Source organism: Pseudomonas sp. B21-053 (genome assembly GCF_026016365.1).
Classification (GTDB): Bacteria; Pseudomonadota; Gammaproteobacteria; order Pseudomonadales; family Pseudomonadaceae; genus Aquipseudomonas; species Aquipseudomonas nunensis.
Map to the genome: position 1 here is coordinate 6,664,592 of NZ_CP087205.1, position 13,605 is coordinate 6,678,196.

Genomic DNA, 13,605 nt, shown 5'->3' on the forward strand with positions numbered 1-13,605 from the left:
AGCAGGCTCGCTCCCACAAGGACTGTATTAATCCTGTGGGAGCGGGCTTGCTCGCGAAGGCTTACTGACAGGCACCTCTTTAGCGGGAGGCGGCCCGGTTACTGATGGTGTTCACCACGGACACCTGGGTATTGAGCGTCCAGAAGTCGAACAACACCCCCAGAAAGAACACACCTCCCGTTACCAGGTACAGCAAGCCGCTGAGCCATTTCCCCTGATACATCCGGTGCACGCCGAATACCCCAAGGAATGTCAGCAGGATCCACGCCACGCTGTATTCGATCGGCCCGGCCTCAAAGCGCAGGTCGGCCTCACGGTCCATGGACGGGATCAGGAACAGGTCGATCAGCCAGCCGATGCCCAGCAAACCGAAAGTGAAGAACCAGATCGTCCCGGTCACCGGCTTGCCGTAATAGAAGCGGTGAGCCCCGGTAAAACCGAAAATCCACAGCAGATAACCGATCAGTTTGCTGTGGGTGTCTTGATAGGCCACGGGGTGTTGATAGGTGTTCATGAGGGTCCTCGATTCACACGATAGATAAAAATTGTTGAATTCTTTGTGACTTTTTTACAGGCGTCCGACGTATGGCAAATGCTACCTTCACTCCCGCCAAAGCCTTGTAGTACAAGCACTCTGTCCGACAATTGCGTCAACTCGCTGCTTATTTGGTTCCGTTGACCCCAAGGTCCAATCGACCAACGGCCTCGGAAGGGTCAAAAAAGCTGTTATAAAGTTGCGCGCTAACCCATATGAGCCTTGCCTAATGCGTCCATTTTTCAAGACATGGCTAACCATTTGCCTTTTGATGCCACTGGCCGCCCACGCCACCAATCGTGAGCAACGTCTTCCTAACGTTAATGGTTACACCCCGAAATCCCATGTTTCTGCTCCTTCGAGCAAAAACAAGCAAACCACGAAACGCTCCACCACGCTGGCCACCGCCAACGCCAAGCTGGTGCCGCCGATGGCGACCAAGCAAAGCAGCAACGTGTTGAGTCGTGCAGTCAACGTCCTCGGTACTCCATACCGTTGGGGCGGCAGCAGCCCAAGTAAAGGGTTCGATTGTAGTGGTCTGGTGAAATACGCGTTTAACGACGCGACTTTCGACCTGCCACGCACCTCGAACGCCATGGCCAGTGGTCATGGACAGAAAGTCGATCGCGCGGATCTGAAGCCGGGCGATCTGATTTTCTTCAACATCAAGAGCCGTCGGGTCAATCACGTTGCCATTTACCTGGGCAACGATCGCTTCATCCACGCGCCACGCCGTGGCAAAGCGGTGTCCATCGATACGCTGAAGAAGCCGTATTGGGAAAGCCACTATGTGGTGGCCAAGCGGGTTCTGCCGAAAGAACCGAACCAGATGCGCGTCGTTCAGCGCTGATTGTTTAAAGCAAGATCAAAAGATCGCAGCCTTCGGCAGCTCCTACACAGGGATTCGCGTTTCCCTGTAGGAGCTGCCGAAGGCTGCGATCTTTTGCTTTTCAACGACCTCAAAAATTATCCGGCGACCGCGCTTTTTCCCGCGCATGCTCGCGGCTGATCAAGCCCTTGGTCACCAATTCCTTCAAGCACATATCCAGCGTCTGCATCCCCAGATTGCCCCCGGTCTGAATCGACGAGTACATCTGCGCCACCTTGTCCTCGCGGATCAGGTTACGGATCGCTGACGTGCCGAGCATGATCTCGTGCGCCGCAATCCGTCCGCCGCCAATCTTCTTGATCAGCGTCTGCGACACCACCGCCAGCAACGACTCGGACAGCATCGAGCGCACCATCGACTTCTCATCTCCCGGAAACACGTCTACCACCCGGTCAATCGTCTTCGCCGCCGACGTGGTGTGCAGCGTGCCAAACACCAGGTGGCCGGTCTCGGCTGCGGTCAACGCCAGGCGAATGGTTTCCAGATCGCGCATCTCCCCCACCAGAATTACATCCGGGTCTTCGCGCAATGCCGAGCGTAGCGCGGTAGCGAAACTGCGGGTATCGCGGTGGACTTCGCGCTGATTGATCAGACATTTGCGTGATTCGTGGACGAACTCGATCGGGTCTTCGATGGTGAGGATGTGGTGATGGCGATGGTTGTTCAGGTAATCGATCATCGCTGCCAGGGTGGTGGACTTGCCGGAGCCGGTCGGGCCCGTCACCAGCACCAGGCCACGGGGGGCTTCGGTAATCTTGCGAAACACATCGCCCATGCCGAGGTCGTCCATGCTCAGGACCTTCGACGGAATGGTCCGAAACACCGCGCCGGCGCCACGATTCTGGTTGAACGCGTTGACCCGGAAGCGCGCCACGCCCGGCACTTCGAAGGAGAAGTCGGTTTCCAGGTGCTTCTCGAAGTCCACCCGCTGGGTGTCGTTCATGATGTCGTAGATCAGCTCGTGCACCTGTTTGTGGTCCAGGGCCGGCAGGTTGATGCGCCGCACATCGCCATCGACGCGAATCATCGGGGGCAGGCCGGCAGACAGGTGCAAGTCGGACGCGCCCTGTTTGGCGCTGAATGCCAGCAGCTCAGTGATATCCATAGCGCTCCTCAATTCCAGTAGAATGCCGCGAACCTTCAGACCGCCGGCGCCTCTCGATGTCCACGATAGCAGACAACATCCTTCAGGTTAGTTCGCGTATCCAGGCAGCGACCCAAGCTGCCAAGCGCGACGAGCACAGCGTCCAGCTGCTGGCCGTGAGCAAGACCAAACCCGCCCAAGCCCTGCGTGAAGCCTACGCCGCCGGGCTGCGGGACTTTGGCGAGAACTATCTGCAGGAAGCCTTGGGCAAACAGCTCGAATTGGCCGACCTGCCCTTGATCTGGCACTTCATCGGCCCCATTCAATCGAACAAGACTCGCGCTATCGCCGAGCACTTCGCTTGGGTGCATTCCGTGGATCGTTTGAAAATCGCACAACGCCTGTCCGAACAACGTCCTGCCGATCTGCCGCCGCTGAACATCTGCATCCAGGTCAACGTCAGCGGCGAGGACAGCAAGTCCGGCTGCACCCCGGCTGACCTGCCAGCCCTGGCCAAGGCTATCAGCGAATTGCCGCGCCTGAAGTTGCGCGGGTTGATGGCGATCCCCGAGCCGACTGAAGATCGCGCCGCCCAGGACGCCGCTTTTGCTGCCGTGCAGCACCTGCAAGCCAGCCTCGAACTGCCGCTCGACACGCTTTCCATGGGCATGAGCCACGACCTCGAGTCGGCCATCGCCATGGGCGCCACGTGGGTCCGTATCGGTACAGCCCTGTTTGGCGCTCGCGGCTCTCAACAAATGCATGGCCAGCCTTGAAAAATGGCTGACTCCTCTCTTTATAAGGACCTGACATGAGCAAGACTCGTATTGCCTTTATCGGTGCCGGCAACATGGCCGCCAGCCTGATCGGTGGCCTGCGCGCCAAAGGTCTGGACGCGGCCCACATCCGCGCCAGCGATCCCGGCGCTGACACCCGCGCTCGCGTGAGCGCCGAGCACGGCATCGAAGTATTCGCCGACAACGCCGACGCCATTCAGGACGCCGACGTGGTCGTGCTGGCGGTCAAACCCCAGGCGATGAAAGCCGTGTGCGAAGCCATTCGCCCCAGCCTCAAGCCGCATCAACTGATGGTATCCATCGCTGCGGGCATCACCTGCGCCAGCATGAACAACTGGCTCGGCGCCCAGCCGATCGTGCGCTGCATGCCCAACACCCCGGCGCTGCTGCGTCAGGGCGTGAGCGGTTTGTTCGCCACGGCTGAAGTGACGGCCGAGCAACGCCAGCAGGCTCAAGAGCTGCTGTCCGCTGTCGGTATCGCGCTGTGGCTGGACGAAGAACAGCAACTGGACGCGGTCACCGCTGTTTCCGGCAGTGGCCCGGCGTATTTCTTCCTGTTGATCGAAGCGATGACTGCGGCGGGCGTGAAACTCGGCCTGCCGGCGGACGTCGCCGCGCAACTGACCGTGCAAACTGCCCTCGGCGCCGCACACATGGCGGTTGCCAGTGACGTGGACGCCGCGGAACTGCGTCGTCGCGTGACCTCGCCTGCGGGCACCACGGAAGCTGCGATCAAGTCGTTCCAGGCTGGGGGCTTCGAAGCCCTGGTCGAAACAGCACTCGGCGCCGCTGCACATCGCTCGGCCGAGATGGCCGAACAACTGGGTCGCTAATCAGCTCTTACAAAGGAATCAATGATGCTCGGACTCAATGACGCTGCCGTTTTTATCATCAAGACGCTGGGCAGCCTGTACCTGCTGATCGTGCTGTTGCGCTTCATCCTGCAATTGGTTCGGGCGAACTTCTATAACCCGCTCTGCCAGTTCATCGTCAAAGCCACCCAACCGCTGCTCAAGCCGTTGCGCCGGGTCATCCCGAGCATGTTCGGGCTCGACATGTCGTCGCTGGTGCTGGCGTTGATCATTCAAATGCTGCTGATCGCGGTGATCCTGCTGCTCAAAGGCTTCATGGTCGACTGGTTGCTGTTGGTGCCTTGGGCGCTGATCGCGCTGTTCTCGCTGTTCTTGAACATCATTTTCTACGCGATGATCATCAGCGTGATCCTGTCCTGGGTCGCCCCGGGCAGCCACAATCCGGGCGCCGAACTGGTGGCTCAGATTACTGAACCGGTACTCGCCCCGTTCCGTCGGATCATTCCGAACCTGGGCGGCCTGGATATCTCGCCGATCTTTGCGTTTATCGTGATTCAGTTGCTGCAGAGCTGGCTGATCCCGCGCCTGGCGTACTTTGCGTTTATGCCGCAGGGTTTGCTTGGGCTGATCTGATCCAGAGCGCTGACCGCGTTATCGTTCTTCGCGGGCAAGCCTCGCTCCTACAGGACCTATGCGATTCCCTGTAGGAGCGAGGCTTGCCCGCGAATGCCGTACCTCGGTCCAACTGAATGAAATCAGGCCTGCCGTTCGCTTGCTGCTAAGGGCAGCGGTCTTTAGACTTACGCCTCATTTCAACGAGAGCAGGGTCGATGCCAACTGCCTTTCCCGCCGATTCTGTTGGTCTGGTGACGCCGCAAGTGGCGCACTTCAGTGAACCCCTGGCCCTGGCCTGCGGCCGTTCGCTCCCAGCTTATGACCTGATCTACGAAACCTACGGCACGCTGAACGCCACGGCGAGCAACGCCGTGCTGATCTGCCACGCCTTGTCCGGACACCATCACGCTGCCGGTTTCCACAGCCCCGACGACCGCAAACCCGGTTGGTGGGACAGCTGCATAGGCCCCGGCAAGCCAATCGACACCAGCAAGTTCTTCGTGGTCAGCCTGAACAACCTCGGCGGCTGTAACGGCTCCACCGGCCCGAGCAGCATTAACCCGGAGACCGGCAAGCCCTTCGGCGCCGACTTCCCGGTGCTGACCGTGGAAGACTGGGTGCACAGCCAGGCGCGCCTGTCTGACCTGCTCGGCATCAGCCAGTGGGCGGCAGTAATTGGCGGCAGTCTCGGCGGCATGCAGGCCTTGCAGTGGACCATCACTTACCCGGACCGCGTGCGGCATTGCCTGGCCATCGCCTCGGCGCCCAAGCTGTCGGCGCAGAACATCGCGTTCAACGAAGTGGCGCGCCAGGCGATCCTCACCGACCCCGAGTTCCACGGCGGTTCGTTCCAGGAAGCCGGCGTGATCCCCAAGCGCGGCTTGATGCTGGCGCGGATGGTCGGGCACATCACCTACCTGTCCGACGACTCCATGGGCGAGAAATTCGGCCGTGGCCTGAAGAGCGAAAAGCTCAACTACGACTTCCACAGCGTCGAGTTCCAGGTCGAGAGCTACCTGCGTTATCAGGGCGAAGAGTTCTCCGGGCGTTTCGACGCCAACACGTACCTGCTGATGACCAAGGCGCTGGATTACTTCGACCCGGCGGCGAACTTCGACGATGACCTGGCGAAAACCTTCGCCGGCGCCACGTCCAAATTCTGCGTAATGTCCTTCACCACCGACTGGCGCTTCTCCCCTGCCCGCTCCCGGGAACTGGTGGACGCGCTGATGGCGGCCAAAAAAGACGTGTGCTACCTCGAGATCGACGCTCCGCAAGGCCACGACGCCTTCTTGATTCCGATCCCGCGCTATCTGCAGGCGTTCAGCAATTACATGAACCGAATTAGTTTGTGAGTAAGCCATGAGAGCTGATCTGGAAATCATCCAGGAATGGATTCCCGCCGGTAGCCGCGTGCTCGACCTCGGTTGCGGCGACGGCGAACTGCTGACCTGGCTGCGAGACAACAAGCAAGTCACCGGCTATGGCCTGGAAAACGACGCGGACAACATCGCCGAGTGCGTGGCCAAGGGCATCAACGTGATCGAGCAGGATCTGGACAAAGGCCTCGGCAACTTTGCCAGCAACAGTTTCGACATCGTGGTCATGACCCAGGCCCTGCAAGCCGTGCATTACCCGGACAGGATCCTCGACGAAATGTTGCGGGTCGGTCGCCAGTGCATCATCACGTTCCCCAATTTCGGTCACTGGCGCTGCCGCTGGTACCTGGCGAGCAAGGGCCGGATGCCGGTGTCCGAGTTCCTGCCGTACACCTGGTACAACACGCCGAACATCCACTTCTGCACTTTCGGCGACTTTGAAGAGTTGTGCCGCGAACGTGAAGCGAAGGTCATTGATCGGCTTGCCGTGGATCAACAGCACCGACACGGGTGGGCCAGTAAGCTATGGCCTAATCTATTAGGTGAGATCGGTATCTACCGCGTCAGCAGCCCAGGGCTGCAAGACCACAAGGTCGCGGTCTGAACCACGCCATTTCAAGGAGAACGATCATGGGTCGTCTAGCGCTGTTTCTACTTACTGCCTGCCTGAGCGTCACTGCCATGGCCGCCGACATCATCAAGGGCGAGCGCCAGGAAACCTTTGGCGACGTGACGGTGCATTACAACACCTTCAACTCCACGTTCCTGACACCGGACATCGCCAAAGCGGCGGAACTGGTGCGCAGCAAGAACCAGGGCGTGATCAACGTCTCGGTGATCAAGGACGGCAAGCCGCTGATCGCCCAGGTCAACGGCACGATCAAAGACCTCACCAGCCAAAGCGTGCCACTGAAATTCAAACAGATCACCGAACAAGGCGCGGTCTATTACATCGCGCAATATCCGGTTGAACAGCAGGAAGTCCGCACCTTTGAAATCAAGGTGCAGAACGGCGACAAAATCAACACCATCAACTTCAACCAAGAGCTTTTCCCCGGCGAATGATGAACTTCACGCAACTCGTACTGGCCAGCCATAACGCCGGCAAACTCAAGGAACTCCAGGCCATGCTCGGCGCATCGGTGCAACTGCGCTCGATCGGCGAGTTCAGCAGCGTCGAGCCTGAAGAAACCGGCCTGTCGTTCGTCGAAAACGCCATCCTCAAGGCCCGCAACGCCGCGCGCATCTCCGGTCTGCCGGCACTGGCCGACGATTCGGGGTTGGCGGTGGATTTCCTGGGTGGTGCACCAGGGATTTACTCCGCTCGTTATGCCGACGGCAAGGGTGATGCGGCGAACAACGCCAAGCTGCTCGACGCTATGAAAGACGTGCCTGAAGCCGAGCGTGGCGCGCAGTTCGTTTGCGTCCTGGCGCTGGTGCGACATGCCGACGATCCGCTGCCGATCCTGTGCGAAGGTCTGTGGCACGGGCGCATTCTGCCGGCGGCCAGCGGTGAGCACGGTTTTGGCTATGACCCGCTGTTCTGGGTGCCGTCTCGCGATTGCTCCAGCGCCGAGTTGAGCCCAAGCGAAAAGAACCTCATCAGCCACCGCGCCCGTGCAATGGATCTGCTGCGCCAGCGTCTAGGCTTGATATGACCCACGACTCATCCGCGTCGCCACTGATCTTCGGTGGCGCCGCACAATCGCCTCGGGCCGCGCTGCCTACGCTGCCGCCCCTGGCGCTGTACATCCACATCCCGTGGTGTGTGCGCAAATGCCCTTATTGCGACTTCAACTCCCACACCGCCAGCCCCGTGCTGCCGGAAGAAGAGTACGTCGACGCGCTGCTGGCCGACCTCGATCAGGATTTGCACGCGGTCTACGGCCGTGAGCTGAGCTCGATCTTCTTCGGCGGCGGCACGCCGAGCCTGTTCAGCGCCGAGGCCCTGGGCCGTTTGCTCAAAGGTGTGGAACAGCGCATTCCGTTTGCCAGTGATATCGAAATTACCCTGGAAGCCAATCCCGGAACCTTCGAACAAGAGAAGTTTGTCGCCTACCGTGCGCTGGGCATCAATCGCCTATCGATCGGCATCCAGAGCTTTCAGGAAGAGAAACTCAAGGCCCTGGGACGGATTCACAACGGTGACGAAGCGGTGCGCGCCGCGGGCATGGCCCGTCAGGCCGGGTTCGACAACTTCAACCTGGACCTCATGCACGGTTTGCCCGATCAATCCCTGGACGATGCGTTGAGCGATCTGCGCCAGGCGATCGCCTTGAAGCCGACTCACCTGTCCTGGTACCAACTGACGCTGGAACCGAACACGGTGTTCTGGAATCAGCCGCCAACGCTGCCGGAAGACGACACGTTGTGGGACATTCAGGAAGCCGGGCAAGCGCTGCTGGCCGAGCACGGTTACGCACAATACGAAGTCTCGGCCTATGCCCAGCCCGGGCGACCGGCGCGGCATAACCTCAACTATTGGAGTTTCGGCGACTTCATCGGCATCGGTGCCGGCGCCCACGGCAAACTCAGTCACCCGGACGGGCGCATCGTGCGCACCTGGAAGACCCGCTTGCCGAAGGATTACCTCAACCCGGCCAAAAGCTTCAAGGCTGGCGAGAAAGCCCTGACCAATGACGAGTTGCCGTTCGACTTCCTGATGAACGCCCTGCGCCTGACCGAGGGCGTCGAATCGCGCCTGTATCCGGAACGCACCGGCCTGCCCCTGGAAAGCCTCGCCGAAGGTCGCCGGGAAGCCGAACAAAGCGGCCTGTTGCAGGTCGAACCGTCACGTCTGGCGGCCACCGAGCGCGGACAACTGTTCCTCAATGACTTGCTGCAGACATTTCTGAGCTGATTTCAGCCTTAAGGGAAAACCAATGGATTTGATCCTCGACCTGCTCGCCACCGTGTCCCGCTGGAGCCGCAGCAACCTGTCGGAAATCTCGCTGGCTCTGGTGGGGTGCCTGCTGGTGCTGTTCGGCGCCGACATCAAAGGCTGGGTCGAACAACGCCTGGGCGGCATCGCCGGCGCCCTGCGCGTCCCGCTGATGGCCCTGCTGTGCATGGTCGGCAGCGGCGTCGCACTGATCTACGCCACGCCGTGGATCATCAAAGGCCTGAGCCAGTTCAACAACTACAGCCTCGCGCCGGTGTTGTTGGTGGTGCTGGTGCTGATCGGCGTAGTGGCTGACCGCCGCTGAATCCCGAACACACCACAAAACAAATGTGGGAGCGGGCTTGCTCGCGAAGGCGTCGTGTCAGTCGACATTAAAGTTGAATGACACACCGCATTCGCGAGCAAGCCCGCTCCCACATGGGGTGTTGCGTAGGGCTCAGGACTGTTTCTCGAACTTCAGGTCCCACACGCCATGCCCAAGCCGTTCGCCACGGCGTTCGAACTTGGTGATCGGGCGTTCGATCGGGCGTGGCACGCATTTGCCGTCTTCGGCGAGGTTGCGGTAGCCCGGCGCGACGTTCATCACTTCCAGCATGTACTCGGCATACGGTTCCCAGTCGGTGGCCATGTGCAGAATGCCGCCGACCTTCAACTTGCTGCGCACCAGTTCAGCGAACGACGCCTGAACGATACGGCGCTTGTGGTGACGGCTCTTGTGCCACGGATCCGGGAAAAACAGCATCAAGCGATCGAGGCTGTTGTCGGCGATGCAATTGTTGAGCACTTCGATCGCGTCGCAATCGTAGACCCGCAAGTTGGTCAGCCCTTGGGTCAGCACGCCATTGAGCAGCGCGCCGACACCCGGACGGTGAACTTCCACACCGATGAAATCCTGCTCCGGCGATGCCGCAGCCATTTCCAGCAGCGAATGGCCCATGCCGAAGCCGATTTCCAGCGAACGCGGCGCCGAGCGGCCGAACACCTGGTCGAAGTCCACCGGCGCGTCGGCCAGCGGCAGGACGAACAGCGGCGTGCCCTGCTCCAGGCCTTTTTGCTGGCCTTCGGTCATGCGCCCGGCGCGCATCACGAAACTCTTGATGCGGCGGTGTTGGCGCTCTTCGCCTTCTTCCGGCTGGATAGGCGTTTCGTTCGATTCAGTCATCAATGGCTCTTACTTGATCAGACCATCCAGCGGCGAGGAAGCGCTGGCATAGAGTTTTTTCGGCATGCGGCCGGCGAGGTAGGCCAGGCGACCTGCAACGATCGCATGTTTCATGGCTTCGGCCATCACGATTGGCTGCTGGGCATGGGCGATGGCCGAGTTCATCAGCACTGCTTCACAACCCAGTTCCATGGCGATGGTGGCGTCGGAAGCGGTGCCAACACCGGCATCCACCAACACCGGGATCTTGGCTTCTTCGAGGATGATCTGCAGGTTGTACGGGTTGCAGATCCCAAGACCGGTGCCGATCAGACCGGCCAGCGGCATCACCGCGATCACGCCGATTTCCGCCAGTTGACGGGCAATGATCGGGTCATCGCTGGTGTAGACCATCACGTCGAAGCCTTCCTTGACCAGCACTTCGGCGGCCTTGAGGGTTTCGATCACGTTGGGGAACAGGGTTTTCTGGTCCGCCAGCACTTCCAGCTTCACCAGGTTGTGGCCACCGAGCAGCTCGCGGGCCAGGCGGCAGGTGCGCACGGCCTCGGTCGCGTCGAAGCAACCGGCGGTGTTCGGCAGGAAGGTGTAGCGATCAGGCGACAGGACTTCGAGCAGGTTCGGCTCACCCGGGTTCTGGCCCAGGTTGGTGCGACGCACGGCGAAGGTGACGATCTCGGCACCCGAGGCTTCGATGGCCAGGCGGGTTTCTTCCATGTCGCGGTACTTGCCGGTACCTACCAGCAAACGCGACTGGTAAGTACGACCGGCCAGGACGAAGGGCTTGTCGCTACGAACGATGCTCATGGGAAATCCTCTGTAGGGGTGAGGTTCTTGCAGAATTCTGTGCCCTTGCGGGCCGGGCGACTAGCCGCCGCCGATGGCGTGCACCACTTCGACACTGTCGCCGTCGTTCAGCGTGGTGTCGGCATGCTGGCTGCGCGGGACGATATCCAGATTGAGTTCGACCGCCACCCGGCGTCCGGTCAGATCCAGACGGGTCAGCAGGGCCGCAACGGTTTCACCGTCGGGCAGTTCAAGGGATTCGCCGTTCAACTGAATGCGCATGCAAGAAGCCGCCATCATTTTTAGGGGCAGGCATTCTAGCCCGATCGGTCAGACTGACCCAAGCCATTCGTCTTGAAACACGATCCTTGTAGGAGCTGCCGCAGGCTGCGATCTTTTGATCTTGCTCTTTTGAAGATCAAAAGATCGCAGCCTGCGGCAGCTCCTACGGGTCAGCTCAAGCGCCAGGCGGCCAGGCCCAGGCAGAACCAGCCGATCAGAAACGCGAGACCGCCAAAAGGCGTGATGATCCCGAGCTTGCTCACGCCAGTGATCGTCAGCAGATACAAACTGCCGGAAAACAGCAGGATGCCAATAGCGAAGGATGCCCCGGCCCAGGTGATCAAGCGACCCGGAATCTGCGTTGCCAGCAGCGCCACGCCCAGCAGCGCCAGGGTGTGCACCAGTTGGTAGGTAACGCCGGTGTGGAAAATCGCCAGGTATTCCGGGGTCAGACGGTTTTTCAAGCCGTGGGCGGCGAACGCGCCAAGGGCAACGCCGGTGAAGCCGAAGAAAGCGGCCAGCATCAGAAAGCCACGCAGCATGAAGAACTCCAGTCAGACTCGATCAACAGGGTCTGTATAATGGCCCGCTCAACGGGTTCGGCCAAGCCATCTCTATGCTGCGTTTAATTTTGCGACGATTCACGAAGGCCCTGCTCTGGTTCGCGGGCGGCAGCGTGTTGCTGGTTCTGATTTTTCGCGTGGTGCCGCCACCGGGCACGGCGCTGATGGTCGAGCGCAAGGTCGAATCCTGGTTCGATGGCGAACCCATCGATCTGCAACGCACCTGGAAACCCTGGGATGAAATCTCCGACGACCTGAAAGTCGCGGTGATTGCCGGAGAAGACCAGAAGTTCTCTGAGCACTGGGGTTTTGATTTCGGCGCGATTCAAGCGGCGTTTGCCCATAACGAACGCGGCGGCACGATTCGCGGTGCGAGTACGTTGAGCCAGCAGGTGTCGAAGAATCTGTTTTTGTGGTCCGGCCGCAGCTGGCTGCGCAAAGGCCTGGAAGCCTGGTTCACCGGGTTGATCGAAGTGTTGTGGCCCAAGCAGCGGATTCTTGAGGTGTACCTGAACAGCGTCGAATGGGATGACGGAGTGTTTGGCGCCGAAGCGGCGGCCCGGCATCACTTTGGTGTGAGCGCTAAAGGTCTTAGCCGTCAGCAATCGAGCTTGCTGGCGGCAGTGTTGCCCAATCCAAGGGTGTGGAGCGCCAGCCATCCGACCAACTATGTCGCGCGGCGGGCCGGGTGGATTCGTCAGCAGATGAGTCAGTTAGGTGGCGACAGCTATCTGGTGGGGCTCAATGATTCGCGGCGTGCGCCTTGGGCCCAGTGACCCACAGATCAAAAGATCGCAGCCTTCGGCAGCTCCTACATGGGAATGCGTACACCTGTAGGAGCTGCCGAAGGCTGCGATCTTTTGATCTTAAAAACAAAAACGCCCCGATCATCGCTGATCGGGGCGTTTTTTATTGGCGGTTCACCGATTAGGCGGCGATCGACAACTTGAGCTTGTTCATCGCGCTCTTTTCAAGCTGACGAATACGCTCGGCCGACACGTTGTACTTCTGCGCCAGGTCGTGCAGCGTGGCTTTTTCTTCTGCCAGCCAGCGCTGGTAGAGGATGTCACGGCTGCGGTCGTCCAGCACTTCCAGCGCTTCGTGCAGGTTGTGGTTGGAGTTGTCGCTCCAGTCGGCATCTTCCAGTTGACGGGCCGGGTCGTACCGGTGGTCTTCCAGATAGTTGGCCGGCGATTGGAAAGCGCTGTCGTCGTCCGCTTCTGCGGCCGGGTCGAAGGCCATGTCATGGCCGGTCAGGCGACTTTCCATCTCGCGCACTTCCCGCGGCTCTACGCCGAGGCTTTCCGCCACACGGTGGACTTCCTCGTTGTTCAGCCACGCCAGACGTTTCTTCTGGCTGCGCAGGTTGAAGAACAGCTTACGCTGGGCCTTGGTGGTCGCGACTTTCACAATGCGCCAGTTGCGCAGGATGAACTCGTGAATTTCCGCTTTGATCCAGTGCACAGCGAACGAAACCAGGCGCACACCCATTTCCGGGTTGAAACGCTTAACAGCCTTCATCAGGCCGACGTTGCCTTCCTGGATCAGGTCAGCCTGAGCCAGGCCGTAGCCGGAATAGCTACGGGCAATGTGTACGACAAAACGCAGGTGGGCGAGCACCATCTGCCGAGCCGCCCCCAAATCCTGCTCATAATAGAGACTCTCGGCCAGTTCACGCTCCTGCTCCGGCGTCAGCAATGGAATGCTGTTCACCGTGTGCACATAGGCCTCCAGGTTTGCGCCTGGGACCAGAGCATAAGCAGGTTGCAAAGAAGTGGTCATACGAAAAAACCTCCGACTTA

At 60.0% G+C, this 13,605-nt stretch carries 18 protein-coding genes; 11 read left to right on the plus strand and 7 right to left on the minus strand.

The window, feature by feature from the left end:
• Positions 1-79 precede the first annotated feature (79 nt).
• Positions 80-514 (minus strand): NINE protein, encoded by a 435-nt coding sequence (locus tag LOY68_RS29925; RefSeq protein ID WP_163910960.1) that lies wholly within the window; start codon positions 512-514, stop codon positions 80-82.
• Between the two features lie 250 nt (positions 515-764).
• Between LOY68_RS29925 and LOY68_RS29930 the strand changes: the two genes are divergently transcribed.
• Entirely contained in the window at positions 765-1,385 is a 621-nt protein-coding gene (locus LOY68_RS29930; protein ID WP_265041396.1) for a C40 family peptidase, read from the plus strand.
• A 109-nt stretch (positions 1,386-1,494) separates the two neighbouring features.
• Here LOY68_RS29930 and LOY68_RS29935 read toward each other — a convergent pair whose 3' ends face one another.
• Positions 1,495-2,529 (minus strand): type IV pilus twitching motility protein PilT, encoded by a 1,035-nt coding sequence (locus LOY68_RS29935; RefSeq protein WP_163910953.1) that lies wholly within the window; start codon positions 2,527-2,529, stop codon positions 1,495-1,497.
• A 56-nt stretch (positions 2,530-2,585) separates the two neighbouring features.
• Between LOY68_RS29935 and LOY68_RS29940 the strand changes: the two genes are divergently transcribed.
• The 9 genes from LOY68_RS29940 (at position 2,586) to LOY68_RS29980 (ending at position 9,317) form a co-directional block, all read left to right on the plus strand.
• Positions 2,586-3,284 (plus strand): YggS family pyridoxal phosphate-dependent enzyme, encoded by a 699-nt coding sequence (locus tag LOY68_RS29940; protein ID WP_265041397.1) that lies wholly within the window; start codon positions 2,586-2,588, stop codon positions 3,282-3,284.
• Between the two features lie 35 nt (positions 3,285-3,319).
• Complete coding sequence (gene proC, locus LOY68_RS29945; protein ID WP_265041398.1) at positions 3,320-4,138, plus strand: pyrroline-5-carboxylate reductase; 819 nt, start codon at positions 3,320-3,322, stop codon at positions 4,136-4,138.
• A gap of 24 nt (positions 4,139-4,162) precedes the next feature.
• Entirely contained in the window at positions 4,163-4,750 is a 588-nt protein-coding gene (locus LOY68_RS29950) for a YggT family protein (RefSeq protein WP_163910944.1), read from the plus strand.
• Positions 4,751-4,947: 197 nt separating this feature from the next.
• Entirely contained in the window at positions 4,948-6,087 is a 1,140-nt protein-coding gene (metX, locus tag LOY68_RS29955) for a homoserine O-succinyltransferase MetX (RefSeq protein WP_054044416.1), read from the plus strand.
• 7 nt (positions 6,088-6,094) lie between these two features.
• Positions 6,095-6,715, plus strand: coding sequence for a methionine biosynthesis protein MetW (gene metW, locus LOY68_RS29960; protein ID WP_054044417.1), 621 nt, complete (start codon positions 6,095-6,097; stop codon positions 6,713-6,715).
• Positions 6,716-6,741: 26 nt separating this feature from the next.
• Positions 6,742-7,176 carry a DUF4426 domain-containing protein gene (locus LOY68_RS29965; protein ID WP_163910938.1) on the plus strand — a complete coding sequence of 145 codons (435 nt, stop codon included), beginning with the start codon at positions 6,742-6,744 and terminating at the stop codon, positions 7,174-7,176.
• Complete coding sequence (gene rdgB / locus LOY68_RS29970; RefSeq protein WP_265041399.1) at positions 7,173-7,769, plus strand: RdgB/HAM1 family non-canonical purine NTP pyrophosphatase; 597 nt, start codon at positions 7,173-7,175, stop codon at positions 7,767-7,769. Before LOY68_RS29965 ends, rdgB begins: the two co-directional genes overlap by 4 nt.
• Positions 7,766-8,971 (plus strand): radical SAM family heme chaperone HemW, encoded by a 1,206-nt coding sequence (hemW, locus tag LOY68_RS29975; protein WP_265041400.1) that lies wholly within the window; start codon positions 7,766-7,768, stop codon positions 8,969-8,971. The genes rdgB and hemW overlap by 4 nt, the downstream gene beginning before the upstream one ends.
• Before the next feature lie 22 nt (positions 8,972-8,993).
• Complete coding sequence (locus tag LOY68_RS29980) at positions 8,994-9,317, plus strand: DUF3392 domain-containing protein (RefSeq protein WP_150642306.1); 324 nt, start codon at positions 8,994-8,996, stop codon at positions 9,315-9,317.
• A 132-nt stretch (positions 9,318-9,449) separates the two neighbouring features.
• On the opposite strand, the gene trmB is transcribed toward LOY68_RS29980, so the two are convergent.
• The 4 genes from trmB to LOY68_RS30005 all read right to left on the minus strand — a co-directional run bounded on the left by trmB (position 9,450) and on the right by LOY68_RS30005 (position 11,782).
• Positions 9,450-10,175 (minus strand): tRNA (guanosine(46)-N7)-methyltransferase TrmB, encoded by a 726-nt coding sequence (trmB, locus tag LOY68_RS29990; protein WP_265041401.1) that lies wholly within the window; start codon positions 10,173-10,175, stop codon positions 9,450-9,452.
• Between the two features lie 9 nt (positions 10,176-10,184).
• Positions 10,185-10,979 (minus strand): thiazole synthase, encoded by a 795-nt coding sequence (locus tag LOY68_RS29995; RefSeq protein ID WP_265041402.1) that lies wholly within the window; start codon positions 10,977-10,979, stop codon positions 10,185-10,187.
• Between the two features lie 60 nt (positions 10,980-11,039).
• Positions 11,040-11,240, minus strand: coding sequence for a sulfur carrier protein ThiS (thiS, locus tag LOY68_RS30000; RefSeq protein ID WP_054044430.1), 201 nt, complete (start codon positions 11,238-11,240; stop codon positions 11,040-11,042).
• 170 nt (positions 11,241-11,410) lie between these two features.
• Positions 11,411-11,782: a DUF423 domain-containing protein gene (locus tag LOY68_RS30005; protein WP_054044432.1), complete on the minus strand. Its 372-nt coding sequence runs from the start codon at positions 11,780-11,782 to the stop codon at positions 11,411-11,413.
• 74 nt (positions 11,783-11,856) lie between these two features.
• Between LOY68_RS30005 and mtgA the strand changes: the two genes are divergently transcribed.
• The gene (gene mtgA / locus LOY68_RS30010; protein ID WP_054044435.1) at positions 11,857-12,579 is read left to right on the plus strand and encodes a monofunctional biosynthetic peptidoglycan transglycosylase; all 723 of its coding nucleotides are present in this window, start codon (positions 11,857-11,859) and stop codon (positions 12,577-12,579) included.
• 151 nt (positions 12,580-12,730) lie between these two features.
• On the opposite strand, the gene rpoH is transcribed toward mtgA, so the two are convergent.
• Positions 12,731-13,585, minus strand: coding sequence for an RNA polymerase sigma factor RpoH (rpoH, locus tag LOY68_RS30015; RefSeq protein ID WP_003176698.1), 855 nt, complete (start codon positions 13,583-13,585; stop codon positions 12,731-12,733).
• Between the last annotated feature and the right edge of the window lie 20 nt (positions 13,586-13,605).

What these genes read in the sequence shown, in the direction of transcription:
- hemW (WP_265041400.1), top strand. Translation starts at nt 7,766, where the DNA reads ATGACCCACGACTCATCCGCGTCGCCACTGATCTTCGGTGGCGCCGCA.
- LOY68_RS29925 (WP_163910960.1), bottom strand. Translation starts at nt 514, where the DNA reads ATGAACACCTATCAACACCCCGTGGCCTATCAAGACACCCACAGCAAA.
- trmB (WP_265041401.1), bottom strand. Translation starts at nt 10,175, where the DNA reads ATGACTGAATCGAACGAAACGCCTATCCAGCCGGAAGAAGGCGAAGAG.
- LOY68_RS29940 (WP_265041397.1), top strand. Translation starts at nt 2,586, where the DNA reads ATGTCCACGATAGCAGACAACATCCTTCAGGTTAGTTCGCGTATCCAG.
- LOY68_RS29930 (WP_265041396.1), top strand. Translation starts at nt 765, where the DNA reads ATGCGTCCATTTTTCAAGACATGGCTAACCATTTGCCTTTTGATGCCA.
- LOY68_RS29935 (WP_163910953.1), bottom strand. Translation starts at nt 2,529, where the DNA reads ATGGATATCACTGAGCTGCTGGCATTCAGCGCCAAACAGGGCGCGTCC.
- LOY68_RS29995 (WP_265041402.1), bottom strand. Translation starts at nt 10,979, where the DNA reads ATGAGCATCGTTCGTAGCGACAAGCCCTTCGTCCTGGCCGGTCGTACT.
- rpoH (WP_003176698.1), bottom strand. Translation starts at nt 13,585, where the DNA reads ATGACCACTTCTTTGCAACCTGCTTATGCTCTGGTCCCAGGCGCAAAC.
- LOY68_RS29950 (WP_163910944.1), top strand. Translation starts at nt 4,163, where the DNA reads ATGCTCGGACTCAATGACGCTGCCGTTTTTATCATCAAGACGCTGGGC.
- LOY68_RS29965 (WP_163910938.1), top strand. Translation starts at nt 6,742, where the DNA reads ATGGGTCGTCTAGCGCTGTTTCTACTTACTGCCTGCCTGAGCGTCACT.
- LOY68_RS29980 (WP_150642306.1), top strand. Translation starts at nt 8,994, where the DNA reads ATGGATTTGATCCTCGACCTGCTCGCCACCGTGTCCCGCTGGAGCCGC.
- metW (WP_054044417.1), top strand. Translation starts at nt 6,095, where the DNA reads ATGAGAGCTGATCTGGAAATCATCCAGGAATGGATTCCCGCCGGTAGC.
- thiS (WP_054044430.1), bottom strand. Translation starts at nt 11,240, where the DNA reads ATGCGCATTCAGTTGAACGGCGAATCCCTTGAACTGCCCGACGGTGAA.
- LOY68_RS30005 (WP_054044432.1), bottom strand. Translation starts at nt 11,782, where the DNA reads ATGCTGCGTGGCTTTCTGATGCTGGCCGCTTTCTTCGGCTTCACCGGC.
- mtgA (WP_054044435.1), top strand. Translation starts at nt 11,857, where the DNA reads ATGCTGCGTTTAATTTTGCGACGATTCACGAAGGCCCTGCTCTGGTTC.
- rdgB (WP_265041399.1), top strand. Translation starts at nt 7,173, where the DNA reads ATGATGAACTTCACGCAACTCGTACTGGCCAGCCATAACGCCGGCAAA.
- metX (WP_054044416.1), top strand. Translation starts at nt 4,948, where the DNA reads ATGCCAACTGCCTTTCCCGCCGATTCTGTTGGTCTGGTGACGCCGCAA.
- proC (WP_265041398.1), top strand. Translation starts at nt 3,320, where the DNA reads ATGAGCAAGACTCGTATTGCCTTTATCGGTGCCGGCAACATGGCCGCC.